We start from the raw sequence: 25,795 nt of genomic DNA, 5'->3' as shown, positions 1-25,795 counted from the left end.
ATTAAGGGCGCTAGGCGCTAGGCGCTAGAAAACGCAGGCGTACTTCGGGTTTGCTTCAGTTAAGGCTAGTGTCTTAACCAGAACTACAGCGGTTTGGAGTTGCGGTGCGGAAACCGAAAACGAATGCACCCCAGTTTGGTGATGAGAGAACGCTTGGTTGTGTTCCTTGAAAATTAAGGGAATAACACCAAAACTCATCCTTCCGGGAGCAGCGAATTGCGCGATCGCTCTCACTTTAGTTTCATCGTAGAAAACTTGATCCCCAACGTCATGCCCCTGTCGAGCGATTTGTGCCATCTTTTCCAGCAAGCACTGCCATTTAGTCGTTAGCTGGTTTAAACCGCCGGTTGACAAAGACTGTCTCTGTACTAAGCAGAATTTTAAGCTTTTGTCAATAAAATTCCGGTTTTTTAACCACATTTCCGATTACCAGGATAGAGGTGCCTGCTGTCCCGTGCCTGGTATATCCAAAACGCGATTTGTCTCATGCCTTGTGCCTCACGCATGCCTTGTGCCTCACTCAGTGGTTTTCTAGTAGGAAAGACATCCTGCTTGCTTTAGCTAGGTATACTAATTTGGTCATCGGAAGCTTTTGGCATGGCATTGTTCAGTAAACTTGACTAAACGTTACCCTTCGTTAACTTTCATTTTACTGACTGCTTGGTGAAATGGCAGCTTTGACTTCAGACTCGCCCTAAATCTGTAATATTTCTTTTAAAGTATTAAAAATATAAAACAAAAGTTTGACTTTTAATAGAATTTTTTTAACTTTTAACTTTTAATTTTTAATTGTATAGCCTAGACCCCTCGTAGCCCTGGTTACAGAATCCTGACATAAGCTTTGTTAAGCTAAATCTCACCAGCTTGAAGGGAAGCATGCCACCGTGGGATCGATTTGCATTCAGATCATCGAGGGGAACCCGCACCTGCGATCGCTACTGGGCTGGCACTTACAGCAAGCAAGCTACTGGGTGTGTCAATCCGCTGGCGTTCATCAAGGTAGAGAAACGTTTTATACTCGCCAACCCGCACTCGTAATCCTTGATTCCGACCTGCCAGATGGCGATGGAATTGAATTTTGCCGATGGCTTCATCAACAGGGACAGGTACTCATCTTGATGCTGTCCGCCCGCAGTATGGAAGCCGATATTGTCGCTGGGTTAAAAGCGGGAGCCGACGATTATTTGACCAAGCCATTTGGGATGCAAGAATTTATGGCGCGGGTTGAGGCGCTAGTTCGCCGCGTTCGCGTCACAGCCGCACCGATATCCCTAGATTATGGCGACCTAAAAATAGACTTAGTGCAGCGCCGCGTCCGCTTCAAAGAAGAATTCATTGACCTGACGCCCCAAGAGTTCAGCCTGCTTTACGTTCTGGCACAGGCTGGAGGAGTAGCGCTGAGCCGTTCCGAACTACTGCGCCGCGCTTGGCCTGACGCTATCGATAATCCACGCACCATTGATACTCACGTCCTCTCCCTACGCAAGAAAATTGAAACCGATCCTCGACAACCCAGCATGATTCAAACTGTCCGCAACGTGGGCTATCGGTTCAATCCAGAGATTCTTAAGGGAGCAGAACCAGTTGCCTCAATAATTGAGAACGATTCCAAACCGCTCCCTGCTCATGCTACCCCTGCCATGCTAGGCGGACAGAACCGCCACCGCTAAGTATCAATTTTTAAGATAGAAGATAGATTAAGATAAACTTTGCCACCCGCCTCAAATCCAAGGCACTTCAGTTGTCGGGTAGATTTTCGGGCGAGGTTCTGGGATTCCCTGACTCTGACGGATCGCTTCTTGACGACGAGCGATCGCCCACTGGCGCTGTCGCCACATCACAAAGCCAGTGATAAATAGAACGGTGGGGGTCAAGCCAACGAACACATACAAAATCCGCATTCCCAGCCCACCATAAATCCCAATGTGCAAAGTAAACAGCTCATTCATAATCCGGGTTCCTAAAGGTACTGTCAGCGCATTTTCCACCCGCAAGACCTTCCCGCTGTACTGGTCGAGATAGACACGGCTACGACCATCTGGGCGGATTTCCTGGGGCAATTTCTTCGTGACCCTGACGATTCCATCCGGTTTACTAGCAAGAGAAATGAAGGTGGTTTTGCCTTCTGGCAACGCCGCATCAGCTTTGGGCAAAATTTCTTTGAGTGTCAAAGGTGACTTGCCCACTTGAGGTGTGGACGTTAAGGGAGTAGGTTGTGGCGTCTGTGTTAGCCAGTAGACTGCTGGCTCGGTTTCCGCGTGAAAAATCATTGCGGCTCCTGTGGAAGCAATCAGGAGCAGAAACACAGCAGACACGATACCCCCGACCTTATGGAGGTCATAGTTGACCAGCTGCCAGGGAGCTTGCCACCTGATCTGGAAGCCGGAAAGGAGCCTTCTCCAACCAGACCATAAAATCATCCCAGAGACGCTCAGCAGCAACAGCAACAAGCCACAAATCCCAACGACTTTCTCGCCAACCTTGCCAGCGAGAAGAGAGAAGTGGATGTCATACACGAAAGTCATCAACGTGCGTCCCCACTGTTGTGTGCCGAGGATCGCTCCAGTGTAGGGGTTAACGTAAGCGTAGATAAACTCATCCTTCTTTGATTCCATCCCCACCGTGTATACCGAGTCTGGCTTTCGCGGCAGATCGATATAAGACAGCGTCAAGTCTGGATAGGCTGAGCGGACGATCTGTAAAGCTGAATCTGGGGATATGCGATCGCGCAGGCTCTCAGAAGCCGATTCGCCTTGCAGAGCAACCTGATGTAAATGAGAATTGAGAGCGCGCTCGATCTCTTCGTGAAAGACTAAAGCGCTTCCCGTCAATCCGATTACAAGTATCAGAAGACCGAATATTACACCCACATAGCGGTGCAGTATCAATGCAAGTTTGCGTAATTTCATCAGCAAGACTTCCTTTGAATTTTGTCTTCTGGCTTCCTCAGGGCGGGTTTAATCTAATACTTTTCAGTAAGGCTAGTTCCTCTCAAATAGAGCTGAACAAATAGAGAAACATAGTCCCCCTCAAAAAAGGGGGTTGGGAGGATCTCTGAGCGATGAAACTTACTCATCGAAAAGTATTGAGCTTTAACCAGAATGGCGTTGAGGATACCAGATTAACCGCTTAGCCAGAGCCTAAAACATCAAAATTCCACCCCAAATGTCCCCAACAAAGTTAAAGGCGCTCCGGGGTAAACTAAGAAGCCTTGAGAATCGTAATATTTGATATCAAAGAGATTCTTGATATTCAGAGCAGCGCGGTAATTGTTCCGCCGATAGAAGATAGCGGCATCAGTTCTCAAATACGAAGGGATTTCGATGGTATTTGGAAGCTCCGCTTCCCGCGCACCCACGAAATATAGTCCAGCTCCAAAACCTAACCCTTGCAAAGCACCTCTTTGAAATTCATAAGTCATCCACAAGCTAGCGGTATTATTTGGCGCATTAACCAATTCGTCCCCTTCAGGAATGGTCTCATCTTTGCTAACAAAAGCATCCATATGGGCATAAGATGCAATAACATTCCAACCGGGTGCAATTTCTCCCCTCACATCCAATTCGATGCCTCGGCTCTTCACTTCTCCCGCTGCAATTGAGAAATCAGTATCATTGGGATCTGTCGTGGCAACGTTTGTCTTGGTTATCTGGTAAGCTGCCAGCGTCGTAGATAATCTGCCATCTAAGAATTCACCTTTAATTCCTGCCTCGTATTGGGTACCTTTTTCTGGCTCTATTAGCTGTCCGTTCGACGTAAAAGCAAAGATATTTGGTCTAAAAGAGCGGCTGTAACTGGCATAGAGTGAAATTGGTTCTATCGGCTGATAAACAATTCCAACGCGGGGTGAAAAGGCTTCAAAGTAACGGCTGGATTTTTCAGCTTCGCTTCCATTCAAAGCGTCTGCAACATCTTCGATGTCAAGATCGACAGAATCAAATCGACCGCCAATCAGTAATTTCAGGTTTGGCAACAATGTCATCTGGTCTTGTACATAGATACCTAACGTATTAGTGTTTTCTTCTCTGCCAAAGGCGTCACCAAAACTGGTTGGACGAGGAAACCCGTAAACTGGATTGTAAATATCAATTGAAGGGAAATTTGCTCTGCGTAATGTGTAACCATTTCTAATTTTACTTAACTCAAGCCCAATGAGAAGTTGATGATTAATCGAGCCAGTATTAAATTTGCCTACCAAGTCTGTTTGCAGAGAATAATCTTCTCTATTTTCGTCAGAGTCATTATATCTTCGCCGTAGGGTGCGTCCATCTCCCTCTAATTGGAAGGTACGTGCTTGGACATTTTTACGCTCTGTATCAACGATTTGAGCTGAAAAGGCATTCCGGAGCCGCCAATTTTCGCTAAAACGATGATCCAGAACATAACTAGCTTTATGGCTTCTATGGTTGTAACTGTCGTTGGGTTCTCCTAGATAACGACTAATGGGAAGATCAAACATCGCTGTTAGCGGTGGAAAGGCTCGGTCGAAAGTTCGATCGAGATCCAGGTATTCATACTCCAGGGTTAAGGTAGTTTTATCGGTAATCTTGAAGCTCAAGACAGGTGCAACCACGAAAAGCTCGCTGTCTACAAAATCTCTAAAACTACCCGAATTTTCATAGGCAACATTCAATCGATACAATACAGTTTTGTCAGGATCGAGGGGGCCAGAAATATCTATTGATGGGCGATAGAAGTCGTAACTTCCAGCCGTAAATGAAGCGGCATAATAAGGTTCGCTCAGCGGTTGCTTGGTGATGTAATTCACGACACCACCCGGTTCAATCTGACCATAAAGTACCGAAGCTGGCCCTTTGAGAACTTCGACTCGTTCGATACTGGCGACATCCGTTAATGAGTAAAAACCGCCATCGCTGAAACCATTTCTCAGGTTACTGGAGATGGCAAATCCCCGGATGGTGTAGTTATCAGTAGCACCTCCATAGCCCTCGCTTCGCACAACGCCGCTGACGTTGCGTGCAGCTTCTGTGATCCGTACTACTTGTTGATCCTCAATCACCTGCTGAGGAACAACCTGAATGGCCTGAGGAACGTCGCGCAATGGTGTATCGGTGCGCGTGGCGGTTGTGGCCTCGATAACTCTATATCCGCCTTCTTGCTGACCTGTCACTACCAGTTCAATTTCTTCTGGCTCTTCAACTGGAGCGTCAGTGTCTGGTTGGGTTTCGTCAGAAGGCTCACCCTCGGAGGGCGTCTGGGGCGACTCAGAAGGCTCAGAATCAGTCGTCTCTGGTGTTTCTTGGCTAGGGGGAGCCTCAGCGGTTTCGGAGGCGGTTGTTAAGCTGAGTACCACTCCCTGCGGACTCGGCACGACCTCTGCGATTGGCAGTTCTGCGACGCCTTTGATCGTTACCCGGACACTGTTGCCATACAAGCGGTTTACGGTTACAGAAGTTATGCCGAAAGCTGGGTTGTCTTGAGTAAACGTATCCCCTTCTGGAAGGCTTAGCTGGGCGTTGAGCAGGTCGATGAGCAGGGTTTGGTCATAGCTAGATGTGACCACTTGGGGCGCTGCTCCATTCGTCGTCTGCAAAATCACCTGCAAGCCGTCGGGCGTTGAGTTGAGTTGCACGCCGGTTACTTGTACGACCTCAGCCCTTACTGGCTGAGCTACCGTCATGACAACTGAGCCTGCGATTAACAAGCCAGGAAGTAATTGCTGTAGTTTCATGCCGTCTCCACACACCTAAATTTATGCACCCAGGTCTTGGTTAACAAGCCTGATTTTTTATTGCAAGTAATTATCATTAGTGTGGTTAAGATAAAACGACGCCTAGGCAAAAGTCAAGTGGAAATATTTAAAGGCATCGCCTGAGAGAAAGATTGACAAATGGCTTGTTTTGGGCGTTTATTATTCAGGGTTTGATCGAGCCTAACTTCTTTAACCAATGTTTAAAGAAGTCGAGCAATCGAATAATTGAGAAAACACTTTTATAGCGTTTTCTCTAATTAAGAAAGTTATTCAAGAAAGGTGAATTTAATCCACCAGCAGGCTGGTTTAGAGTGGAGAACGATGGCTTTTCGCCTTGTTAATAGATCCGATGGCTACAAAATATTGAGTCTTAGAGAAATCACGAGGGCGATCGCAGCCAATACACTCGCTGAACTCTACACGCGAAGCTAGCTATCTCGAAAAAGCCGCAAAAAACCCTACGCGCCTAGCAGCGGCTGAAGCGGCGGCGCGGGTCAAATCATCAATCAAATTCAATAAAATGCTGAGGGGCTGAGCTTCGCTCAGCCCCTCAGATTCAAGCTACGGCTGAAGTTTTTTGATTAGCGCTAGTGCTTCTTTAGACTCACTTGGCTTACCTTGCTCGGCGTAGAGTTCAGAGGCTTTCTGAAGGTCATCAATCGCTTTCTGGTCTTCCTCTAGCTCGGCATAGGCGATTCCTCGCTGATAGTAAGCTTCTGCTTGATCGGGCTTGAGTTTGATAACTTCGCTGTAATCAGCGATCGCTCCGGCGTCGTCTTCTAACTCGGTACGAGCCAGTGCTCGATTCAAGTAAGCTTCATCATCCTTGGGATCGAGTTGCAGCACTTTGCTGTAATCAGCGATCGCTTTCTCGTAGTCTTCTAGTTCAACAAGAGCTACGGCTCGGTTGTAGTAAGCTTCCGTTTCATTGGGATTCACCTCCAGCACCTTCGACAACAGATCGACGGCTGCCTTGTAGTCTCCCGCATCAAGTTTGTCCAAACCCTGTTGGAGCAGCGCCTCAGGATTCCCTTGGATGCGGGGACTGCTGGGAGCAGGTGGTTTAATTTGAGGACTGGTAGACGCAGGCGGTTTAATTTGAGGACTGGTAGGAGCAGACGGTTTAATTTGGGGACTAGTAGGAGCGGGGGATGGTTTGATTTGAGGACTGGTAGGAGTGGGGGATGGTTTAGTTTGGGCACGAACTACAGGAGTCAATCCACCTACTCCGATAACAACTCCTAAAATTGCGATCGCTGTCTTGATGTTCATAAATCTACTTAGTGACGAGTGATTGGGTATTCAACAATCAGTTCAAGAGTCTATACCCACTCTGGTTGAGAGGCAATTATTCATTGTTCGTAGTAGCTGAACCCGATGATTCTGCCGAGGAAGGTGCAGCTCTCCGCCGCCGCGCCCGTGGAGCTTGTTGTGCCTGACTTGCTGAACCGGCTTCCAGACGCCGCTGCCGCCGCGCCCGTGGGGCTTGCCGTGACGGTCTAGAGGTCGAACTAGAGGCAGATTCCACCCGCCGCCGCCGTGCCCGTGGGGCTTGCTGGGACGGACTGGCAGCCGCAGATTCGACCCGCCGCCGAGAACGACGCGGCGTTTCTGAGGCACTCCTGGAAGAAGATGCTGTTTCCAGACGCCTCCGCCGACTAATCCGGCGTGTTTCCGACGCACTTGTGGAAGAAGAAGCCGTTTCCAGACGCCGTCGCCGACTAATCCGGCGTGTTTCCGAGGCACTTGTGGAAGAAGATGCTGTTTCCAGACGCCTCCGCCGAGAACGACGCGGCGTTTCCGAGGCACTCGTGGAAGAAGAAGCCGTTTCCAAACGCCGCCGCCGACTAATCCGGCGTGTTTCCGAAGCACTCGTGGAAGAAGATGCTGTTTCCAAACGCCGCCGCCGCCGGGGAGTCGATGACTCCGAGCTACGGCTGGAAGATGCCGATTCTGTGCGACGACGTTCGCGAGAACGACGCGATCGCTCCGATCCCTCTAGCTGAAAATCAACAGAAGCCACAACCCCCTGTCGTCTACCAGAAGAAGAACTGAACTTCCAATTTCTTGCCGCTCTCACAGCAGCTTCATCAAGTTCGCTGTTACCGCTGGAACGCGACAGCCGAACATTGGTGACATTCCCTTTGTCGTCAACATCAACACTGACCTTGGATGCGCCTTCGACGCCTTGCCGTCTCGCATTGCTTGGATAGTCGGGCTTGTCACATTTAACGCAACCGATTCGGCTCGATCCCGATCTCCTCGAAGGACGTTCTTCATCCCTGTCTCTTGGCTCAGTTCTTGGCTCGGTTCTCGGTTTGAAATTTCCCGGAACTATCGCTACATCCCTTCCGCTTCCCGGTTCTTTGCTGATGCCATTGCCGGTACCTGAGCCATTGCCGGTACCCAAGCCATTGCCGGTACCTGAGCCATTGCCCGAACCATTGCCTGTACCCGTACCCAAGCCATTGCCCGAACCATTGCCTGTACCTGTACCCAAGCCATTGCCTCTACCAGAGCCATTGCCGGTACCTGAGCCACTGCCGTTACCCAAACCATTGCCAGTACCCAAGCCATTGCCGGTACCTGAGCCTTGAGTGCTACTGCCCGTCCCAGAACCACTGCCTAGCAGGCTTCCCAATCCGCTTGCAACAGTAGATCCGCCGACAGCACTGCTTTTATCAGTTTGACTGCCACTATTTCCTGCACTTTCTTGAGTTTGTCTGGAGCCACTGATTCCTCTAACCAAATCTCTAAATCTTTCAGATGTTTGTTGCTGGAGAGAGGAACTTGCCTGTGCTGGAGCTGCTGGCTGGTCATTTTGTCGAGACGGCGCAACGGCAACCGATCTAGGCTGGGAAATCGGCTGCGAGCTACTTGTTAGATTTGGTTCCTCAGTGCGGTTAGGCCTCTGGGCAACGGGTTCTTCACGCTTGACAGGTGTTACTGGATCGGGAGCGAGTCGTTGCTCGACTCGTTGGGGCGTTTGAGCTGGTCGGAACGGTGGTAAATTGACCACGCGCGGCTGCTGCACTGGCTGCGTTTTTACGACTTCAGGTTGAGATGCTGGTGCAGAGGTCGTATTCGGTGTGCCGCCGCCTCCACCTGAACCGCCGCCTCCACCTGAACCGCCGCCTCCACCTGCAACTGAGCCTTCTCCCGATGCACTGCCAGAGCCAGTTAAGACACCTGAATCTCCGGCAGCAACTGATGGAGTATTCTCTTGTTGAGTTTCTTCTTTTAAAGTTTCTTCTTCCGGTTCTAAGGCTTGAAGGCTCTCAGGATCGACAACCTCAACTTCCATTGGCTCTTGTGCAATGATGTCAGATGTTTTCACCCAACGATTGCTCGTAGCCAGCACTCCGATATGGAGTGCTAGGGAACCGATGAGGCTACAGGCAATAAAAGACCTTAGAGCCTCTTCTTCTTTTTCTCGCTGCTGAACAGCAACACTTGACAAGCCCATATATTATTGCAAGTTATTTGCACTTGTTTGGTCAAGGTAAGATGCACTGAAGTAAATGTCAAGGGGGAGAGGCAGGGGAATTGGCTATTGCCACCCTGGTCAAAACCTCTTGAAACCTAGCCTCTATAAGTTTTTCAGCTTTGTAGTCGGCTTTAGTAAAATTACTCAATAAAAATCGTTCTTCTTAGGATTGGGAATAACTGCTTGACATAGATTCTCATTAGGTTTAATTTCTCTTGAGAACTATCTATCAGCTTTAAGACTCAAATAAGCTGGTAGGCTTAGCCTTGTTGATTGCCCTAGAGAACTTAGATGGGAATTAGTAATCTTTTTGTGGCGGGCGGTGTGGTCATGTGGCCACTCCTAGCATTTTCTATATTAGCGATCGCTCTCGTAATAGAGCGTTCAAGATTTTGGTATCGCATTAACCGACGGCAAGGTCGGGTTGTCCGAGATGTGATGAAGCTTTATCAGCACGATCCCGAAGCTGCTGTGCATCGGCTAAAACAGAATGTTGACTTGCCGATTGCGCGAATCTTTTTGGCAGCATTGGAACTGGAACAACCCAATCCAGAAGAATTTCGATTAGCGTTGGAAAGTGAAGCGCAAGCAGAGTTACCGGGATTGAAGCGATTCAATGTGGTGTTTGAAACGATTATCGCCCTTTCCCCTCTGTTGGGGTTGCTGGGAACGGTTTTGGGATTGATTACCTCCTTTGCCTCGCTGACTCTAGGGAGCGTTGGAGGCAGTCAGACAGTCGGCGTTACAGCAGGGATTAGCGAAGCGTTAGTTTCCACCGCCAGCGGGTTAATTGTTGCTATTTTTGTCCTTGTATTCTCCAATGCCTTTCGAGGGTTCTATCAGAGGCAGTCAGCGCACATTCAAGAGTACGGCGGTCAGTTAGAACTGTTATACCGCCGCCGTTATGAAAAAGGAGAGCCTTCTTATGCGACTACCCGATGAGCCGGATATCCCAGTGCAGATTAACATCGTGCCGATGATCGATGTAATCTTCGCCATTTTGACCTTTTTCATCATGTCCACGCTGTTTTTGACCCGTTCAGAAGGACTATCGGTAAATTTGCCGAAAGCAGCGACCGGACAAGCTCAGAAATCGACACCCGTAACGGTGTCAATTGATGAAGAGGGAGAAATCGCACTGAACCGCCAGCCCATTGATTTAGAGGAACTGGAAACCGGAGTGCGATCGCTTATTCCATCTGAGCAAGAAACCCTCGTCGTGCTAAATGCTGATGAAGGAGTTAATCACGGTCAAGTCGTGGCGGTGATGGATCAGTTGCGTAAAGTTAAAGGTGCAAAATTAGCGATCGCTACGAAGAAATAATCCGTCCATTGGGTAAAAGATTATTTGTTATCAGTCGATAGTCATTAGTTTGTTGTTACTAACTAATGACTCATCACTCATGACAACTCCTTTTAACCCCAATCTTGAGCGGCTTGGGCTTCTGCTTGGATAAAGCGATCGCGTAAATTAGCCCAGTCTAGCTGTGTTCCTGAGACATCCTCAAGCAACTGCCCATCCTGCAAATACAAAACCCGATTGCAAAAAATTTGGGCTAAATCTAACTGGTGATTGACCATCACCACTGTCGTTTTTCCCTCGTTGCACAGTTGTGTCAATACTTGCAGGACGTAAGCAGCACGACCCGCATCTAGAGCAGATGTTGGCTCATCAAGTAATAAAATTTTAGGTTCAATCATCAGGGCACGGACAATTCCAACTAATTGCCGCTGTCCTTGCGACAGTTGCACTTCCGTCCGCCCTAACCAATCTTCTGGAATGTGCAGTTGCTCGATCCATTTGAGCAATTGTTGCTGAATTACCTGTTTTGTGACTCCTTGCAAAACCAGAGGATAAGCTAAGGCATCTCTGACAGTCATTCCCAAAAGTTTTGGTTCTTGAGAAACTAGCATTACCTGCCGCCGTAACGGAATAACCGGAAGCTTTCGATAATCTTGATTTTCCAGGTAAATTGTGCCAGCAGTGGGTTCTAATAGCCGGTTCAATAGCCGCAACAGCGAAGTTTTCCCGGCACCAGAAGGGCCAATTAAACACAAGCGATCGCCCGGAAATACCTCAAACGAAATTTCCTTCAATAAATACTGCGAACCGACTGGCGCTGCAAGGCTTACCCGTTCCAGCCGCAGCAAATCTTTTTGTCCTTTTGTGTCTTCGTAGTTCAAAAAATTATGTCAATCGTCCTTGTGTAGTCGCCATCCAAATTGTCCACGCATCTGTCACAAAAAGCAGCAGCGAGAACACTAACAAAATCAGATACATCCAAGGCTGAGACAGAGGACGAACATCAGTTGTATCAATTCCCGTCTTGTCTTCCACCAGTTTAACTAACCGAGCAAAGCCAACGACCCGCATCGGTAGCAAATAAGCTTTTTGCTCTGACTTGCTAACAAAGTAATAAACGATTCCACCTTGCCCCGTCGAGCGAAGTTTTAAATCTTTGACTTCTGCCCAAGCTAACGACCAACCTCTGCGGAAGAAACCGGGAACCCAGCGAGGATAAGTGACCTGGATCTTTTCATCATCCACAATTACTCGTTCACTGAGGACGCCAAATAACGGGACTAATCCCAAGGCAATTCCCAGCCACAGCAACCAAGGCGGTACGGGTGACGCAGATGCCTGTGACAAAAACGGTAGCGGAATCGTCAGTGCCAGGTAAAGCGCCATCAACGTGATCCGAATCAGGGGAGAAATGCGAAAAACGAAATGACTGGGATGCGCCGATTCCGACTGGGTTGATTCCGAGTGTAATTCAAGATTTTGTGACACGCTTTTAACTCAAAATCTAAAATTTAAAACTGAAATTGTTTTATCCTTGTGGCGTCCAAAGCGTTTGAGTGCCTTGTCCCCAAAATCCATCAAATTTGGTTACTTTGACATCTCCTAAAACCTGGGTTTGACAAGCTAAGCGACGGTTTGCCGTGGGAGAATGAGGAGGAAGCGATCGCCTGGTTTTGTCTTTCCAGTTGGCTTCGGAAACGTTTCCTTCTACTGCCACTGCACAGGTGCCACAAGTTCCAATGCCTTGGCAATTAATGATTTTTGCCTTGCCATTGTAGAGGTCGATGCCATTTTCTAGTAGCACTTTACGCAGATTGGCTCCCGTATTGCACTCAAACGTTTTTCCTTGAGCTGTTACCTTTGGCATAATGATGGATTCAACGAACCTGTTGAGTGACTATACTTATCTTCACTTTATTTTTACAGTTCTTTACAAAATTAGCTGTTAAATTTTCTCTCTCGGCTACAACTTCCCATGCACTCAGATCAAACAAACCGAATTTGGATTTACGACACGACGTTACGCGATGGTGCCCAACGCGAAGGGCTATCTTTATCCCTCGAAGACAAGTTACGAATTGCCCGAAAGTTAGATAAGTTGGGCGTTCCATTCATTGAAGGGGGTTGGCCTGGAGCGAATCCTAAAGATGTACAATTTTTTTGGCAATTGAAGGAAGAACCACTCTCCTTCTCAGAAATTGTCGCCTTTTGTTCGACTCGCCGTCCCAACACAACGGCGGCAGAAGATCCGATGTTGCAGCCCATTCTGGCGGCGGGAACGCGCTGGGTAACGATTTTCGGCAAATCGTGGGATTTACAGGTTACAGAGGGTCTGAAGACCAGCTTAGAAGAAAATCTGGCGATGATTGGAGATACGATTGAATATCTCCGCAGTCAAGGGCGGCGAGTAATTTACGATGCCGAACACTGGTTTGATGGCTATAAGCACAATCGGGAGTATGCGCTCAAGACCTTAGAAACTGCGATCGCAGCCGGTGCAGAATGGCTCGTTTTCTGTGATACCAATGGCGGCACGCTTCCTCACGAAATTAGCCAAATTGTCCGGGATGTCGCCAGTGTAATCGGAATCAACGCTCAGCAGTCAGAAGCCGGCAGTGAGATCAAAACTCAAGACCTCCCGCTTCTCGGCATTCACACGCACAATGATTCTGATACAGCCGTGGCGAATGCTTTAGCAGCCGTCATGGAAGGAGCCAGAATGGTGCAAGGCACCATCAACGGCTACGGCGAACGCTGCGGTAATGCTAACCTTTGCTCTGTGATTCCCAATTTGCAACTCAAACTGGGATACGACTGTATTCAAGATGAACAACTGCTACACCTGACAGCCGCCAGTCGTTCCATCAGCGAAGTCGTCAATCTAGCTCCCGATGAACACGCACCCTTTGTGGGTCGTTCTGCGTTTGCTCACAAAGGCGGCATCCACGTTTCAGCGGTTGAGCGCAACCCGTTAACTTACGAACATATTCAGCCAGAACAAGTCGGCAACGAGCGTCGAATTGTGATTTCCGACCAAGCTGGATTAAGTAATATTTTGGCAAAGGCTCGCAGCTTTGGTATTGACTTAGATAAGCAAGATCCCGCCTGTCGCCAACTTTTACGCCGCCTCAAGGAACTGGAGAATGAAGGCTATCAGTTTGAAGCAGCAGAAGCAAGTTTCGATTTGCTGATGCGCGAGGCATTGGGGCAGCGACAGCAAATGTTTGAACTCAAAGGCTTTCAAGTCCACTGCGATATCGTCAGGAATGCAAACGCCCTTGCTACTGTGAAAGTCGCTGTCAATGGCAAAGATATTTTGGAAGCTGCGGAAGCAAATGGTCCCGTTTCGGCGTTGGATGCTGCATTACGCAAAGCTTTAGTCAATTTCTATCCAGAAATTGCTGTATTTCACTTGACCGACTACAAAGTGCGGATTCTCGACAGTGGCGCGGGGACTTCAGCCAAAACTCGTGTTCTCGTGGAATCTAGCAATGGTCATCAGCGCTGGGCAACTGTGGGGGTTTCTAGCAATATTCTGGAAGCTTCTTATCAGGCAGTCGTCGAGGGAATTGAGTACGGTTTGCTGTTGCAATCTTCAGCAAGTCGGACGACAGAAGTTGCAACGACACAATTGTAGAAACCAGAGTAACTTACCTCTTTCTCGATAAGTTTTGATGGCGATCGCGTGATGAGAAAATCCTCAGGCGCGATCGCTTTCTCATCCGCCACAATAAAGCTAAACCAGTGCGAAGGAGAGAAGATGACTTTAACTGCCCAGCAACTAGATGCGATGATGCCTGATGCCAGTCAACTGTACAGTGATGAGCCAGAAATGGAAAGTTCTTTACACTATATGCAACTGCTGTTGCTTGTCACTTGTCTGGAATGGCTGTGGCGCGAAAGAGAGGATTTTTTTATCGGTGCCAATCTCACGATTTATTTTAGTCGGCAACAACTGAGAAATCGTGATTTTCGGGGTCCCGATTTCTTCTTAGTCAAGCAAACTCAAAAACATCCTCGCAATGCTTGGGTGGTGTGGGAAGAAGATGGCAAGTATCCCAATTTGATTATCGAGTTGCTATCAACTTCTACCGCCACGACAGACCGCAGTTTGAAGAAAGACTTGTATCAAGACCGCTTCCGCACGCCGGAATATTTCTGGTTTTCCCCAGATACGCTGGAATTTCAAGGTTTTCGATTGATGGGAAATCAATATCAGGAAATTGCCCCAAATGAAAAGGGCTGGCGTTGGAGTGAGGAGCTAGGCTTGTATCTGGGCGTAGAACAGGGACAGCTACGCTACTTTACTCCAGAAGGCGATCGCGTACCGACCCCAGAAGAAGCCGCTCAACAGGCTCAAGTGCAAGCTCAGCAAGCTCAAGCGCAAGCTCAACAGGCTCAATCCCAACTAGAACAAGAACGACAACGCGCCGAACGATTGGCTGAACGACTGCGATCGCTCGGTATCGATCCAGAGTAAGCGAGCGCTCTTACCCTATCTATCTATCTTTTGCTAGATGACGGCACAAAAACCGATAGAACTTGCGGAATCACCCGAAATCGGGCTGGCGTCTCCGTTGTTCTTTCCCCATCGGTATTAATTGGATAAGGTTTTCGAGTATATAACTCAATGTCTTTACCCTGGATGGTACGCACCCCCCTACCTATCGCAGATTTTCCCCGCAAAGCAGCAAATACCAACGGCAGGGTTTCCCACCAATGCTGAATTTCCAAACTATGCAGATCCAGCCTTTGGTCATCAATGGTGGCATCATCCGCAATCACTAAGCCACTGCCGTAATAGCGACCATTCCCCACCGTAATCTGCAAAGTTTTTACTTCGATAGACTGACCTTCCCAGTGGATATCAACCCAAAACGGTCGCACAGTCGAAATAACTTGCACTGCTGTAGCAATATAAGCAAAAACGCCCCAATGCCGCTTCAATCTTTTGGAGACTCTGCGGTTTACTTCTGCACTCAGTCCCAGACTGGCAATATTGAAAAAATATTGTCCGTTCACCCAGCCCAAGTCAATCCGTTGAATTTGACCACTGGCAATGATTTGACAAGCTTCTGGCAGCGACTGGGGAATATTTAGGGTTCTTGCCAGATTATTGGCGGTGCCTAAAGGCAAAATTGCCAAAGGTAAGTCAGTATCTAGCAATCCTTCGACTGCTGCATTGACACTGCCATCTCCACCCCCAATGATGACCAAATCAACCTGTTGGCAGTGTTTCCGAATAAGTTCAGAAAACTGCTTGGGATTTTCACTCTTTTCCTCTACAAGTTCAAAACCCAGTTGTTGCAATTGTTCAACTGCTTGCCGTCTGGCGTCTTGACCTCGTCGAGCATTCGGATTCACTAACAGCAGTGCCCGCTGACTCATTTGCATTGTTTTGAGGGAAATCGGTCATTGGTAGAAAGAAATTACCCCAATCCTCCCAGCCTCAAGTATATGCTTCCGATTGCAGCCTGCGATACTGTCTAGTTGTGTTGCAAAGGAGCTTCCAATCGCTCTTAGGGGATGCGACGGTAGTAATTTCCGTACAAAACTTGTCAAAACACTTGCCAGAACACCCTAATATACGCTACAAGGATAAAGGATTGCTTCCCTAGCGCATAGAATTCTACGCATTAAATCTCAGAAGCGGGAAGCTTTTTTACTTCGTAGTATTTACAAAACTGATTTCTAGACCCTATGACTCAGCAAGTAATTCACCCAATGGTGAAAATGCAGCGTCAAATGCATTCACTTGTAACATCGAATATTATCAAGCCCACAGATAAACTCTGGAAAATCGCTCTCCTCTATGGAGATGAGTGGTCTTACTGGAAAAAAGAACTGTTGGAATTTGGATTTACCATGCAAGATCCAGTCAGCGAATTGCTGGCGGTTGAAGCTTGGGAAGACGAGGATTAAAGGCAGGCGGTTAAAGCTTGGGAAAGTTCCCATGCTGATTGATAGCGATCGCTCGGTCGGGGTTCTGTCACTTTCTCTATCACTATCCGCAGTTGGGGTGTAATTGTCGGCATCCCTTCGACATTGAATCTGTAACCCATCCCCTTTCGTTTATAAAACTTTTGGGGGCTTTCACCACTTAATAGAAAAATTAGGGTCGGCCCGATTGCATATAAATCTGATTGTGTCACTGGCTGACCCCGATCTTGTTCTGGGGCGCTATAATCTGGGGCACCAATGCGTGTGCCTGGTGGCGTGCCAATTTCTTTGACTGCCCCGAAATCCAAAACAACCACCTGATTGTCCCGAAAGCGCACCATCAAATTTGCCGGTTTAATGTCCCGGTGAATGAGGGGCGGATCTTGACTGTGGATATAGCCCAAGATGTCACAGGCTTGAATCATCCACTCAATCGCCTGTTTAAGATGTACTGGCCCCTTTAGATAGATGCGCTTTTCTAAATCCTCGCCTTGGATCAGCTCCATTGCCAGGTATTTCTTGCCAGCCTCTACAAAAAAGTCATAATACTGCGGAATCCCTGAATGATGCAGTGTCTTGAGGGTACGAGCTTCTCGTTCAAAGAGTTCTCTGGCTTTAGAATTTTGTGCCATATCGGCATTCATTTCCTTTAACACCACGAGAGCCTCCCCGCGCAAACGTTCAGGGTCCCAGGCAAGGTAAGTGGTGCCCATTCCTCCTTGTCCTAGCGTCCGCAACACCTGATACTGACGGATGTGGCGATGTATCTTTACTAGAGGTTGCCCGCAGTGGATGCAGAACAAATTCCCCGGCGGATTTCCGGCGTGAGAACAAGCTGCTTCAGAACTGACTGCTGGCTGTGGGATTGGAATACTGCGTGCCCTTTCTCCAGACTTCTGAGAGAGGGTTGCTGGCTCTTCTGTGCTACTGAGTTGAAATTTTAGTACCGGGCCTCCTCGCGCCAGTTGAATGAGGGAATCATCTGATACCATCCCCTGAGAAATCAGGATGCCATTGACAAAGGTGCCGTTCGTGCCTTGATTGACCAACAACCATTGGACGGATGGGGTGCCTCCGTTGCTACTAGATGAGTTGCCTACTTTCCGAAGTTCTAGATGGTGCCTGGAAACCATGCCATCATTCAGAACTACGTCATTATCAGGGGCGCGACCAATCCGAATCGTGGATGCTCTTTGGAAGTTCCACTGCTGCGGAGAGGTAGACGATGGATCGAGAAGGGTCAGCGTAACCATAATAGTTTTGAGTTATTAGTTTTAAGTTTTGAGTTTTAAGTTTGAATTCAAAACTCAAAACTCAAAATTCAAAACTTTTAAAACATCTGATGTTGATCCAGGTTTGGTCGCACTTTCGCTCGGATAACCACCGCTGTGATGTTATCGTGACCGTTGTGCTGATTGGCGAGGTCAATGAGTTGCAAAAGACCCTGATCTAGGTTGGCTCTAGAACTTAAGAGAGGCAAAAGGTGAGTTTGCCAGTGAGTTTCTATGAGGTCGTTGTCTGATAAACCATCGGAACACAGAAGCAATAAAGTATCTTCATTGAGTTCCAAAAATTGGACATCAGGACGGACAAAATTTTCGTCTCGCGGTCCCAAAGCTTGGGTCAGCTGGTAAGCATCAGGTCGATCGTAGGCGATGGCAGGATCTACCCCGCGCTGGATTTCCCGTTGACCCACTTCGTGGTCGATTGTAATTTGTTCTAAACCGCGTTTGCGGCTGAGACGGTACAGGCGGCTATCCCCAACATGAGCGATCGCTACCTTCGTATCCTCAATCAAAACCATGACAAGGGTCGTCCCCATTCGTCCAGAGCCAGAGCGTTCTTGCTGTTGGTTAATATCAAAAATCGCTTTATTGGCTAAAAGCACTGCCTCTCGAATGCGGTCTTCTGTTGGTAAACGGTTTTGCCAATTGTCTTGGAAATAGCGCCTGACGGTGTCCACCGCCATCACACTGGCCACTTCGCCCCCAGCGTGTCCTCCCATTCCATCGCAGAGAATATACAGCCCCCGCGCTTGGACGGTTCGACCTAGTGGAGTTTCCTGCTTTTTAACTTCTGTGTTGATGCCGAAGTTGTCTTCATTGTGTTCCCGTTGCCGCCCGATATCCGTGGTACCCGCATCGTCGAGACTGAGCAACTGCATCGGCAGGATGATGGTGGGCATATCATCGCCCTCGCTGGTGTCAGGAACGCGATCTTCTGAGGTGAGGGGCGGCTGAATCCGAGTTTTTGAGGTTTGAGAATCTTCTTGTTCTTGAGCGATCGCTTGTAGCTGCGCTCTCAGCTCTAAGGGGGTTTGAATCTTACCGCTTTGTAGGTTAACCAATAGTTGATCCAGAGAATCTAATTGCGATCGCCCTGATAGTTCAAATAATTTTTGCCACACTTGCCCCAAATTTTCGAGTGACAGGGTTGCGTTGGCTGGCTCTTTATACAAGCGTTGCAGGCACAGTGTCTGATCTTCATCCACCCGCAGATTTGATAGCTCCAGCAGACTCTGACGCATTTGCCAGGGTTCTAGTGCTACCCACAATTTCGTCATTTCATCTAGCCAGTACAAAATCTGCAACAGCGGAATTTGAGCATCATTGTCCAAGTCATTAAGGAGAGGCCACTGGGAACGGTCTTCTAACAGCACAACGGAAGTTCTGTCCTGCTGCCATGCATCGTGAATCGCTGGCAGGGTCGGGGACAACTTATTCTGTAAATCCAAATAGGCTTGTGCAATATTGGGAATACTTTTGGCGGCTAAAGAATTTACATTCAGCGTCTGGTCAATAAAATTACGGTTTTTGACCGATTCCGCCGCAGAAGACATCGATTCCGAGCTACTTGCAGCATTCGCTGCTTCAGCACCTTGTAGCTGCTCCATAATGGCGGTCAGCGGAGCTTTTTGGAACGGCTGGCAATCCAAAACTCTCACCATCACCTCAGCGCTGTCCGAATTGGTCGGTAGGGAGTCTAGCAATTGATAACGCTGTTGAGGGTCTAAATATACAACCTGTGGCGTTAATTGAGTCTCCCCGCTACTGCTATTTTCAGGGGTTGTCTGTGTGGAAGTGTCCGCAGCCGAACTTGAGGCGGTTAATTCGTTCTCCGCCATTGGAGTCTGAGCATCTGTTGATGAAACAGATGCGGAGGGTGACATTGTAGAAGCTGAAGAATTTGCGAATAAAGTGTTTTCCTCTAGTGAAGAGGTTGCCTGCAACTCCCCGGCCCCTGAAGCGTTTGGCAAGGGTACAGTTGCCCCGTCCAGGTCAACTTCAACTGTAAGGTCTGCTGGCATTGTAGCTGCGTCTGAAGCCGCAGCCGGTGACGGCGGTGTTGTTTCAGCAGTCGGGGCGCTCTCTGCAACTTCCATATTTTCGCGAGAATCAGATGTTGCCGCTTCCTGCCCAAGCATGGGAGTGGCGGCTGCGGCGACTTGCGAGTTTAAATCTTTCGAGAGAATTGCCCACCACACCGTTCCCGTCGTGGCACCACATTTGGGACACTCTACGAGATTAAATGGCACTTGAGTTGTGCATTCAGGGCAAACTTTGTGGGTTAGGGAAGTTCCACATTTTTGACAAAACTTGTTGGTATTTGGATTTTCAAACTGACACTGGGGACAGACAAGCATGGCGGAACTTCCTCGATTCCCGTGTGGTGTTTTAACTTAAGGGAGACAAAGTAACTGCGATCTAGTTTGCCACGTCACAATCGAAGCTTCCAACTTCAACGGGTAGAAGTCTTAAGGTCAGCGTTAGCAGACGGGGATGCCATACGCACGTCTTGCACCCTCAATGATTCGTGCTACGTCTACATTACGCGATCGCTCAGTGGATAGCGATCGCAACTCATCACTACTGAATGCGGCTAGCATCAGTTTGACACAGCTTCTTTAATAGTTCTAACTCAATTGAAGTTAGATCGCGCCACTGTCCGGGTTCTAGACCCACAAGAGACAAGTGAGCGATCGCAACTCGCACCAGCCGCAGCGTCGGAAACCCTACCGCCGCCGTCATCCGTCGTACTTGCCGGTTCCGTCCCTCCGTCAAAGTCATTTCCACCCATGCTGTCGGCACATTCTTGCGAAAGCGAATCGGTGGATCGCGAGGCGGTAGTTGTGGTTCATCGGGTAACAACTGCACCAATGCCTTTCGCGTCCGGTAATCTTGAATAACCACACCTTCGCGCAAATGTCTCAGCGCCTCTTCATCCGGAATACGTTCCACCTGCACCCAGTAAGTCCGGGGATGCCCAAATCGAGGATTGCTCAAGCGATGCTGCATTTGCCCGTCATTCGTCAACAGCAACAATCCTTCACTATCCCAATCCAAACGACCGACTGGATAAACCGAGGGAACGGGAATGTAATCTTTCAGCGTGCTGCGTTTCTGCTCAGTTGGAGTGTTGTCCGTAAACTGAGTTAAGACGCCATAAGGCTTGTAAAAAATCAGATATCGGTACACAAATCAAGGTGTTGGGAATTGGAAAATGGGTAATTGGTAATTGTTCATTCCGATGACCGATTACCCACAGCCCATTAATTGATTTTGACGCGGAAACGGACAAAACCAAAGTTACTACCAGCAACATTAGAAACATCACCCAAATTTACAATAACCGACCCATCCGGATTGGTTTGGTTAGAGCAAGCATTTCCCGTCGGTAATGGGACCAAAGGTGATAAGAATGCCCCAGCGTCTGTATCTGAAGCATTCGTTGGGTTAGTAACCGTTCCTGCGCGATTCAGCGACATCCCGCTACCTGAACCAAAACTATTGGTGATAAATGTAGTCCCTAATGGAATTGCGTCACAGAATCTGACGTTATTAATTGGGCTACCACCATCAGATAAGAAGTAGATGGTGTATTCAACTTCATCGCCGCTAGTCAAAGAATTCTCTGATGGTATTTTGATAACTCCAATGGGAGATAGTTGAGAAAAGCCCGAAGCATCATCATTTGCGTCATTGGGGTCATTTCCAAAGCTGCTGAAATTAATCCCGCTAATCGGAATACTATTTCTCGTTGCATTGGTAATTCGCTTCACCAAACGCAGACGCGGTACTCCAGAAGCAGCAATCGTCAAGCCAGTCTTGTCAGCAGGACCAGTATCTCCATAGGGCGCTTGATTAATGCTGCCAGATGGAGTGTTAGCATCGGTAGGCACTCCTCCAGGTGGAAAGCCAGGGGTTGTAGAGGTGGCAGTAGCTTGATTGAATAAGTTGCCAGTGACTCCACTGCCAACAGTAGCATCCACTGTGACGGTAATCGTGCCATTCGGTGCTAACACGGCTCCGGCAGCGAGTAGGGTATTGATGCTAGCACCGTTATAAGCTGTATTAATCGCAGCACTGCTGCCCGTTCCGGCGACCGTAACGGTAGGTGTTGCAGCCAGAGTTAGTCCAGTCGGTAAAACATCTGCAATCTGGAACTCGTTAACGGCACCAGATCCCGTGTTTGTATAAGTAATCGTATAGCGGACGCGATCGCCCGCTGTCACCGAACCTGTCCCCTCCGCATCCGTTGCCAGGGCGACGGACTTTGTTCCGGAAACGATGGGCGTTGCCACCACACTCAGTAATGTTGGGTCGTCATCCCCTGTAGGCCCCAAGTTCCCCTGATTAGTCCCATCATCCAATCCCTGCGGCAGATCGCTTGGACCTGCCACTGCATCTGTAATTGAGGGACTCAATCCTCCTACTGATGTTGCACTAGCTTGGTTGGCAATCGTCGTATTCGCTCCCGCCGTCACCCGAGCACGAAACTTGATGACCACCTGACCGCCGCCTGAACCCAGCGCCCCTGTAGGGTTAGCATTAGTGAGATTCGTGTCAGTTGTGCCGTTGTAATTGGGGTTCCCTGTTACTGTTGTCCCATTTCCAGAAAAAGTAAAACTATAACTGCCGGGAACAAAGGCTAAGCTATTGGGGAGAGGGTCAGTTGCTAGAAAGTCAGTAATAACGGTGCTGGGATTGGAGTTCGTATAGGTAACGGTGTATTCCACCACATCGTTAGTAGTTAAAACACCATTGTTATCGGCATCCGTGAATAGACGTACAGATTTAGTTCCGCTAGGTTCAAACGGGCTAATAAATTTGATGATAGTCGGGTCATTAGGACCGCCAGTGGGCTGGGTGACATTGTTGCCTGTACCTACACCAGGATCGCCCGGATTGTTGTTAGAACCAGGTGCCGTTGGATTATTGCTATCACTGGCGTCTGTGAGTACAGGATTGCCATTATCGCCTGCATAATTTACTCTTCCTTGGTTAGCAATCGGGCTAGCAGATCCGGGTAGAATACGGGCGTTAAAGGTAAGAGTCACGGTGGAATTTGCTGCTAGGGTTCCGGGATTGGTCAATGCAATAGGGTTCCCTGTGCCATTGAAATCATCACTAGGTAGGCTAGAAGCGGGTGTAAAACCTCCAGAAACATTGATGGTATTCCGCAGTACCCGCAACTGCACCGGAATCACATCACTGATAACTAAGTTATTGATAGGGGTGTTAGTAGGATTTCTGACAATAATTGTGTACTGAAGGCCATCACCGATGGTGAGTGTTTGAGTACCATCGTTGTCGTTGACAAAGCGGACGGATTTATTGGCAAGTGGTACGGGAGCTGAGCCGACCGTGATACCCGTTGGCGTGCTTGGAGAACCTTGATTTGGGTATGGGGACTGATCGATGTTTCCTTGCGGAGTGGTGGCATCAGTAGGCACTCCACCAGGCGGGAAACCAGGGGTATTTGAAGAAGCAGTAGCTTGGTTGAATAAGTTGCCCGTAACACCGCTGCCAACAGTAGCCTCTACGGTAACAGTAATTGTGCCACTGGGTGCTAGCACTGCCTCGGGATTGAGTAGAGTATTTACACCAGAACCATTGTAAGCGGTATTTACACTGGCATTGGTACCCGTTCCCGCAGGGGTGACAGTGGGTGTGCCAAATAGGGTTAACCCAGCAGGGAGAGGATCGACTATTTGGAAATTAGTAGCAGCAGATGAGCCTGTGTTGGTGTAGGTAATTGTATAGCGAATGCGATCGCCCGGTGTCAGCGAACCTGACCCATCTGCATCTGTTGTAAATTGAACGGATTTCGTTCCAGAAACAGCAGGAGGACCAGCACTAATGGTGGTCGTGTCAGTAGCAGTTTCGTTGATGTTGGTAGGACCACCGAGATTGTCTTGGTTAACTGGATCGGTCACATCCTTGGGTCGGATTACAGTTGCCGTGTTACTTAACGTTCCTGTAGCGGTGGGAGATACAGTACCAGTTACGGTATAACGTGCCCTCGCCTTGCTGTTTAAATTTACAGTTGTATTGATGACATTTCCCGTCCCGCTATCGGCACCACAGGTACCCGTGGTAGAACCTGTTAAAATGACGCAAGTCCAGCTGACACCGGTGATTGATGCGGGAATCGTGTCTTGTACCCCAACTCCTATTACATCGCTCGGCCCATCGTTATAAACCTCTATCGTGTAGGTAATGAGGCCACCTGCTGTTACAGCCGCTGGACTGTGTGTTTTGGTAATCTGCAAGTCAGCTGCTTTGATGTTGATACCGCCAATAAGACCTGTTGCCTGAGAAGGGTAGTAAGTCCAAGTATCAATGCCCTTTAGATCCCCAAAGCCCGTACCTGTATTGTTGCCGAATTGATGTATATTTCCAGGGGCACTGTTACCACCCACTAACAGCTTAATGGGATTGGATGGTCCACCAGTGTTACCTAAAGGAGTGTTGTTTCCATCTGTATCGTCATAGTAGACAGTAGAGGGATTAGGGCCGGCTCCTGGCTGAGTTCGGGTTATAATTAGCCCTCCAGAACCTTCTGCATCTAGCAAAGGAAAGTGTGCTTCCCCAGCATTGATAGTTAGTTGGGCATTATAGGTAAAGGTGGCAGCAGGTACGGGATTGCCTAATCCATCCTTACCATCCCAAAAGGCTGTATTAGGTCCTGGTGCGGCTGTACCTAGGATTACTCTGTCAATTTGGTCTGTGAAACTACCATTGTTATTAACATCAATGCTAATGGTGTAGCTGCCTTGGGAGGAATTAGGATTAATGAAGTTAAAATTTCCACCAAGCGGTGAAGTACCGGCTTGATTTGGAGTGTTATTTTCTGCTCCCGTAAAAGTAAAATTTGTGCCAGGAGAAGGAAGTTGTGGAGTAGTTGCATAGCCGAGTGCCGTACTGAGTCCAGCGATCGCAGATAGATTGGGAGCGTTGAAGAATAATTTATTAGTAAAGTCTTGTGCTGTGTCTGGATCGTCAGGTTGCTGGAATGTTGCGTTTAGTGGTGGAAAATTAGATTGTGGTGGTCCTAGATTGATTGAGTGATAAAGTGCCTGACCGCCAGAAGTAAATCCTCGGTTATTTGAGAAAAAGATAAATCCATTTGGATCGAGGTTGTTGGTATCAACACTGTATTGAAAGCCATCCTTTGTTTGAACGAACAGATTTGAATTTACTTTAAAATTTAGTCCATTACCGCCTGTAAGCAGTGCCAAATAATTACTAAACACACGACCATTTATATCTAGAGTAGAGGCAGCATTAGCGCGTACTGTAATATCCCAAATAGCAACGCCACTACCCTGCTGAGAGTTAAAATTGTCAGGATCATCTGTAATGCTGGCTGTAGGCGTTCCCTGAACGATACTAGCTGGATTCCCCCCTGCCGGACCATAGAAGGCTACTTGGTAAATTCCATTACTAGGAACTGTGAAAATACAAGGGTCGTAACCACCAGCCGCAGGCAACGGTCCAGCATTTTCCTGGCTGCTGCTGGTAATCTTACCCTTAGTAGGCTGGGTTGCTTGACAATCTAATAAAGGAGTTGTTGTAGAAGTAACATTTACCCCAGGAGCAAATACAACTGCATTTCCGACCGTAGTACTATTGGCATTTGGTACACCAACAGCACTTGAACCCAGATTTATAACTTCTCCAGCGTTGGCATAAACTTGTAATAAAGTGCGTCGAGGAACACCAGATATAAAAGCTTGAGGTCTCCATTCTGTTAGGGGCCTGGCTCCCCCCCCCGCTACTATTTGTTTAGTCCCTTCCGCATGAGCAGGTTGCACCCAGAATGTATAACCACATATTGAAAGGGCAAAACTACTAACAAGTAATCCTTCCCAGGAAATTCTGGTGGGTCTTGCTACCGTATTCTTTTTTAGAGATAGACGCATGAATTTGTAGGAGTTAGATCAATTTAAGTAAAAATTTATTTTGAATACTTAGATAAGTTAAAACTTTTTGGTAGAAATAAATTATTTATACATTTCTTTTTTAGAAAGTCAAAGATTTTTATAAACAAATCGTTGCAATTTGTTTAT

The 25,795-nt window shown here is 48.1% G+C and carries 20 protein-coding genes; 7 read left to right on the top strand and 13 right to left on the bottom strand.

What is annotated here, in order from left to right; genetic code table 11:
- Nucleotides 1–24 precede the first annotated feature (24 nt).
- Complete coding sequence (locus NC997_RS11470) at nucleotides 25–420, bottom strand: hypothetical protein (RefSeq protein WP_190524713.1); 396 nt, start codon at nucleotides 418–420, stop codon at nucleotides 25–27.
- A 464-nt stretch (nucleotides 421–884) separates the two neighbouring features.
- Here NC997_RS11470 and NC997_RS11465 point away from each other — a divergent pair, with 464 nt between their 5' ends.
- Nucleotides 885–1,670, top strand: a complete 786-nt coding sequence (locus NC997_RS11465; protein ID WP_190428949.1) for a winged helix-turn-helix domain-containing protein — start codon at nucleotides 885–887, stop codon at nucleotides 1,668–1,670.
- A 51-nt stretch (nucleotides 1,671–1,721) separates the two neighbouring features.
- Here NC997_RS11465 and NC997_RS11460 read toward each other — a convergent pair whose 3' ends face one another.
- The gene (locus NC997_RS11460) at nucleotides 1,722–2,909 is read right to left on the bottom strand and encodes a PepSY-associated TM helix domain-containing protein (RefSeq protein WP_190524711.1); all 1,188 of its coding nucleotides are present in this window, start codon (nucleotides 2,907–2,909) and stop codon (nucleotides 1,722–1,724) included.
- Between the two features lie 239 nt (nucleotides 2,910–3,148).
- Nucleotides 3,149–5,692, bottom strand: a complete 2,544-nt coding sequence (locus NC997_RS11455) for a TonB-dependent siderophore receptor (protein WP_190524709.1) — start codon at nucleotides 5,690–5,692, stop codon at nucleotides 3,149–3,151.
- 300 nt (nucleotides 5,693–5,992) lie between these two features.
- Here NC997_RS11455 and NC997_RS11450 point away from each other — a divergent pair, with 300 nt between their 5' ends.
- Nucleotides 5,993–6,145 (top strand): hypothetical protein, encoded by a 153-nt coding sequence (locus tag NC997_RS11450; protein ID WP_190524706.1) that lies wholly within the window; start codon nucleotides 5,993–5,995, stop codon nucleotides 6,143–6,145.
- A 129-nt stretch (nucleotides 6,146–6,274) separates the two neighbouring features.
- Here NC997_RS11450 and NC997_RS11445 read toward each other — a convergent pair whose 3' ends face one another.
- A complete protein-coding gene (locus NC997_RS11445) occupies nucleotides 6,275–6,985 on the bottom strand; it encodes a tetratricopeptide repeat protein (protein WP_190524705.1) in 711 nt (236 codons plus the stop codon).
- Between the two features lie 76 nt (nucleotides 6,986–7,061).
- Complete coding sequence (locus NC997_RS11440) at nucleotides 7,062–9,179, bottom strand: energy transducer TonB (RefSeq protein ID WP_190524704.1); 2,118 nt, start codon at nucleotides 9,177–9,179, stop codon at nucleotides 7,062–7,064.
- Nucleotides 9,180–9,491: 312 nt separating this feature from the next.
- Between NC997_RS11440 and NC997_RS11435 the strand changes: the two genes are divergently transcribed.
- The gene (locus NC997_RS11435; protein WP_190524703.1) at nucleotides 9,492–10,142 is read left to right on the top strand and encodes a MotA/TolQ/ExbB proton channel family protein; all 651 of its coding nucleotides are present in this window, start codon (nucleotides 9,492–9,494) and stop codon (nucleotides 10,140–10,142) included.
- Nucleotides 10,126–10,524, top strand: a complete 399-nt coding sequence (locus NC997_RS11430; protein ID WP_190415598.1) for a biopolymer transporter ExbD — start codon at nucleotides 10,126–10,128, stop codon at nucleotides 10,522–10,524. Before NC997_RS11435 ends, NC997_RS11430 begins: the two co-directional genes overlap by 17 nt.
- Before the next feature lie 92 nt (nucleotides 10,525–10,616).
- On the opposite strand, the gene NC997_RS11425 is transcribed toward NC997_RS11430, so the two are convergent.
- The 3 genes from NC997_RS11425 to NC997_RS11415 are packed head-to-tail and all read right to left on the bottom strand — an operon-like array spanning nucleotide 10,617 to nucleotide 12,370.
- The gene (locus tag NC997_RS11425) at nucleotides 10,617–11,384 is read right to left on the bottom strand and encodes an ATP-binding cassette domain-containing protein (protein WP_190524702.1); all 768 of its coding nucleotides are present in this window, start codon (nucleotides 11,382–11,384) and stop codon (nucleotides 10,617–10,619) included.
- A 4-nt stretch (nucleotides 11,385–11,388) separates the two neighbouring features.
- Nucleotides 11,389–11,991, bottom strand: a complete 603-nt coding sequence (locus NC997_RS11420; protein WP_190524701.1) for a hypothetical protein — start codon at nucleotides 11,989–11,991, stop codon at nucleotides 11,389–11,391.
- A gap of 40 nt (nucleotides 11,992–12,031) precedes the next feature.
- A complete protein-coding gene (locus NC997_RS11415) occupies nucleotides 12,032–12,370 on the bottom strand; it encodes a 2Fe-2S iron-sulfur cluster-binding protein (RefSeq protein ID WP_190524699.1) in 339 nt (112 codons plus the stop codon).
- Nucleotides 12,371–12,478: 108 nt separating this feature from the next.
- On the opposite strand from NC997_RS11415, the gene cimA reads away from it, so the two are divergent.
- Entirely contained in the window at nucleotides 12,479–14,140 is a 1,662-nt protein-coding gene (gene cimA, locus NC997_RS11410; protein WP_190524697.1) for a citramalate synthase, read from the top strand.
- 123 nt (nucleotides 14,141–14,263) lie between these two features.
- Nucleotides 14,264–14,983: a Uma2 family endonuclease gene (locus NC997_RS11405; RefSeq protein WP_190524741.1), complete on the top strand. Its 720-nt coding sequence runs from the start codon at nucleotides 14,264–14,266 to the stop codon at nucleotides 14,981–14,983.
- A gap of 23 nt (nucleotides 14,984–15,006) precedes the next feature.
- On the opposite strand, the gene NC997_RS11400 is transcribed toward NC997_RS11405, so the two are convergent.
- Nucleotides 15,007–15,891: a lipid kinase gene (locus tag NC997_RS11400; protein WP_190524695.1), complete on the bottom strand. Its 885-nt coding sequence runs from the start codon at nucleotides 15,889–15,891 to the stop codon at nucleotides 15,007–15,009.
- Nucleotides 15,892–16,203: 312 nt separating this feature from the next.
- On the opposite strand from NC997_RS11400, the gene NC997_RS11395 reads away from it, so the two are divergent.
- Nucleotides 16,204–16,425, top strand: a complete 222-nt coding sequence (locus tag NC997_RS11395) for a DUF4327 family protein (protein ID WP_190415607.1) — start codon at nucleotides 16,204–16,206, stop codon at nucleotides 16,423–16,425.
- Here the strand turns inward: NC997_RS11395 and NC997_RS11390 are convergent.
- The 4 genes from NC997_RS11390 to NC997_RS11375 all read right to left on the bottom strand — a co-directional run bounded on the left by NC997_RS11390 (nucleotide 16,422) and on the right by NC997_RS11375 (nucleotide 25,648).
- Nucleotides 16,422–17,696: a protein kinase gene (locus NC997_RS11390; protein WP_190524693.1), complete on the bottom strand. Its 1,275-nt coding sequence runs from the start codon at nucleotides 17,694–17,696 to the stop codon at nucleotides 16,422–16,424. The genes NC997_RS11395 and NC997_RS11390 overlap by 4 nt on opposite strands.
- Nucleotides 17,697–17,773: 77 nt before the next feature.
- Nucleotides 17,774–20,086 carry a serine/threonine phosphatase gene (locus NC997_RS11385; RefSeq protein WP_190524691.1) on the bottom strand — a complete coding sequence of 771 codons (2,313 nt, stop codon included), beginning with the start codon at nucleotides 20,084–20,086 and terminating at the stop codon, nucleotides 17,774–17,776.
- A gap of 223 nt (nucleotides 20,087–20,309) precedes the next feature.
- Nucleotides 20,310–20,918 (bottom strand): pseudouridine synthase, encoded by a 609-nt coding sequence (locus tag NC997_RS11380; protein WP_190415615.1) that lies wholly within the window; start codon nucleotides 20,916–20,918, stop codon nucleotides 20,310–20,312.
- A 74-nt stretch (nucleotides 20,919–20,992) separates the two neighbouring features.
- The gene (locus tag NC997_RS11375) at nucleotides 20,993–25,648 is read right to left on the bottom strand and encodes an isopeptide-forming domain-containing fimbrial protein (protein ID WP_190524689.1); all 4,656 of its coding nucleotides are present in this window, start codon (nucleotides 25,646–25,648) and stop codon (nucleotides 20,993–20,995) included.
- Between the last annotated feature and the right edge of the window lie 147 nt (nucleotides 25,649–25,795).

Source organism: Trichocoleus sp. DQ-A2, assembly GCF_039961915.1.
Lineage (GTDB): Bacteria > Cyanobacteriota > Cyanobacteriia > Cyanobacteriales > FACHB-T130 > FACHB-T130.
The sequence above is the reverse complement of the archived record's forward strand: the minus strand, read 5'-3'. Positions and strand labels throughout refer to the sequence as shown.

Bases quoted from the DNA above. Each gene is read 5' to 3' on its own strand.
- NC997_RS11455 (WP_190524709.1), bottom strand. From the start codon at position 5,692: ATGAAACTACAGCAATTACTTCCTGGCTTGTTAATCGCAGGCTCAGTT.
- cimA (WP_190524697.1), top strand. From the start codon at position 12,479: ATGCACTCAGATCAAACAAACCGAATTTGGATTTACGACACGACGTTA.
- NC997_RS11415 (WP_190524699.1), bottom strand. From the start codon at position 12,370: ATGCCAAAGGTAACAGCTCAAGGAAAAACGTTTGAGTGCAATACGGGA.
- NC997_RS11430 (WP_190415598.1), top strand. From the start codon at position 10,126: ATGCGACTACCCGATGAGCCGGATATCCCAGTGCAGATTAACATCGTG.
- NC997_RS11395 (WP_190415607.1), top strand. From the start codon at position 16,204: ATGACTCAGCAAGTAATTCACCCAATGGTGAAAATGCAGCGTCAAATG.
- NC997_RS11435 (WP_190524703.1), top strand. From the start codon at position 9,492: ATGGGAATTAGTAATCTTTTTGTGGCGGGCGGTGTGGTCATGTGGCCA.
- NC997_RS11390 (WP_190524693.1), bottom strand. From the start codon at position 17,696: ATGGTTACGCTGACCCTTCTCGATCCATCGTCTACCTCTCCGCAGCAG.
- NC997_RS11375 (WP_190524689.1), bottom strand. From the start codon at position 25,648: ATGCGTCTATCTCTAAAAAAGAATACGGTAGCAAGACCCACCAGAATT.
- NC997_RS11440 (WP_190524704.1), bottom strand. From the start codon at position 9,179: ATGGGCTTGTCAAGTGTTGCTGTTCAGCAGCGAGAAAAAGAAGAAGAG.
- NC997_RS11405 (WP_190524741.1), top strand. From the start codon at position 14,264: ATGACTTTAACTGCCCAGCAACTAGATGCGATGATGCCTGATGCCAGT.
- NC997_RS11445 (WP_190524705.1), bottom strand. From the start codon at position 6,985: ATGAACATCAAGACAGCGATCGCAATTTTAGGAGTTGTTATCGGAGTA.
- NC997_RS11460 (WP_190524711.1), bottom strand. From the start codon at position 2,909: ATGAAATTACGCAAACTTGCATTGATACTGCACCGCTATGTGGGTGTA.
- NC997_RS11400 (WP_190524695.1), bottom strand. From the start codon at position 15,891: ATGAGTCAGCGGGCACTGCTGTTAGTGAATCCGAATGCTCGACGAGGT.
- NC997_RS11470 (WP_190524713.1), bottom strand. From the start codon at position 420: ATGTGGTTAAAAAACCGGAATTTTATTGACAAAAGCTTAAAATTCTGC.
- NC997_RS11385 (WP_190524691.1), bottom strand. From the start codon at position 20,086: ATGCTTGTCTGTCCCCAGTGTCAGTTTGAAAATCCAAATACCAACAAG.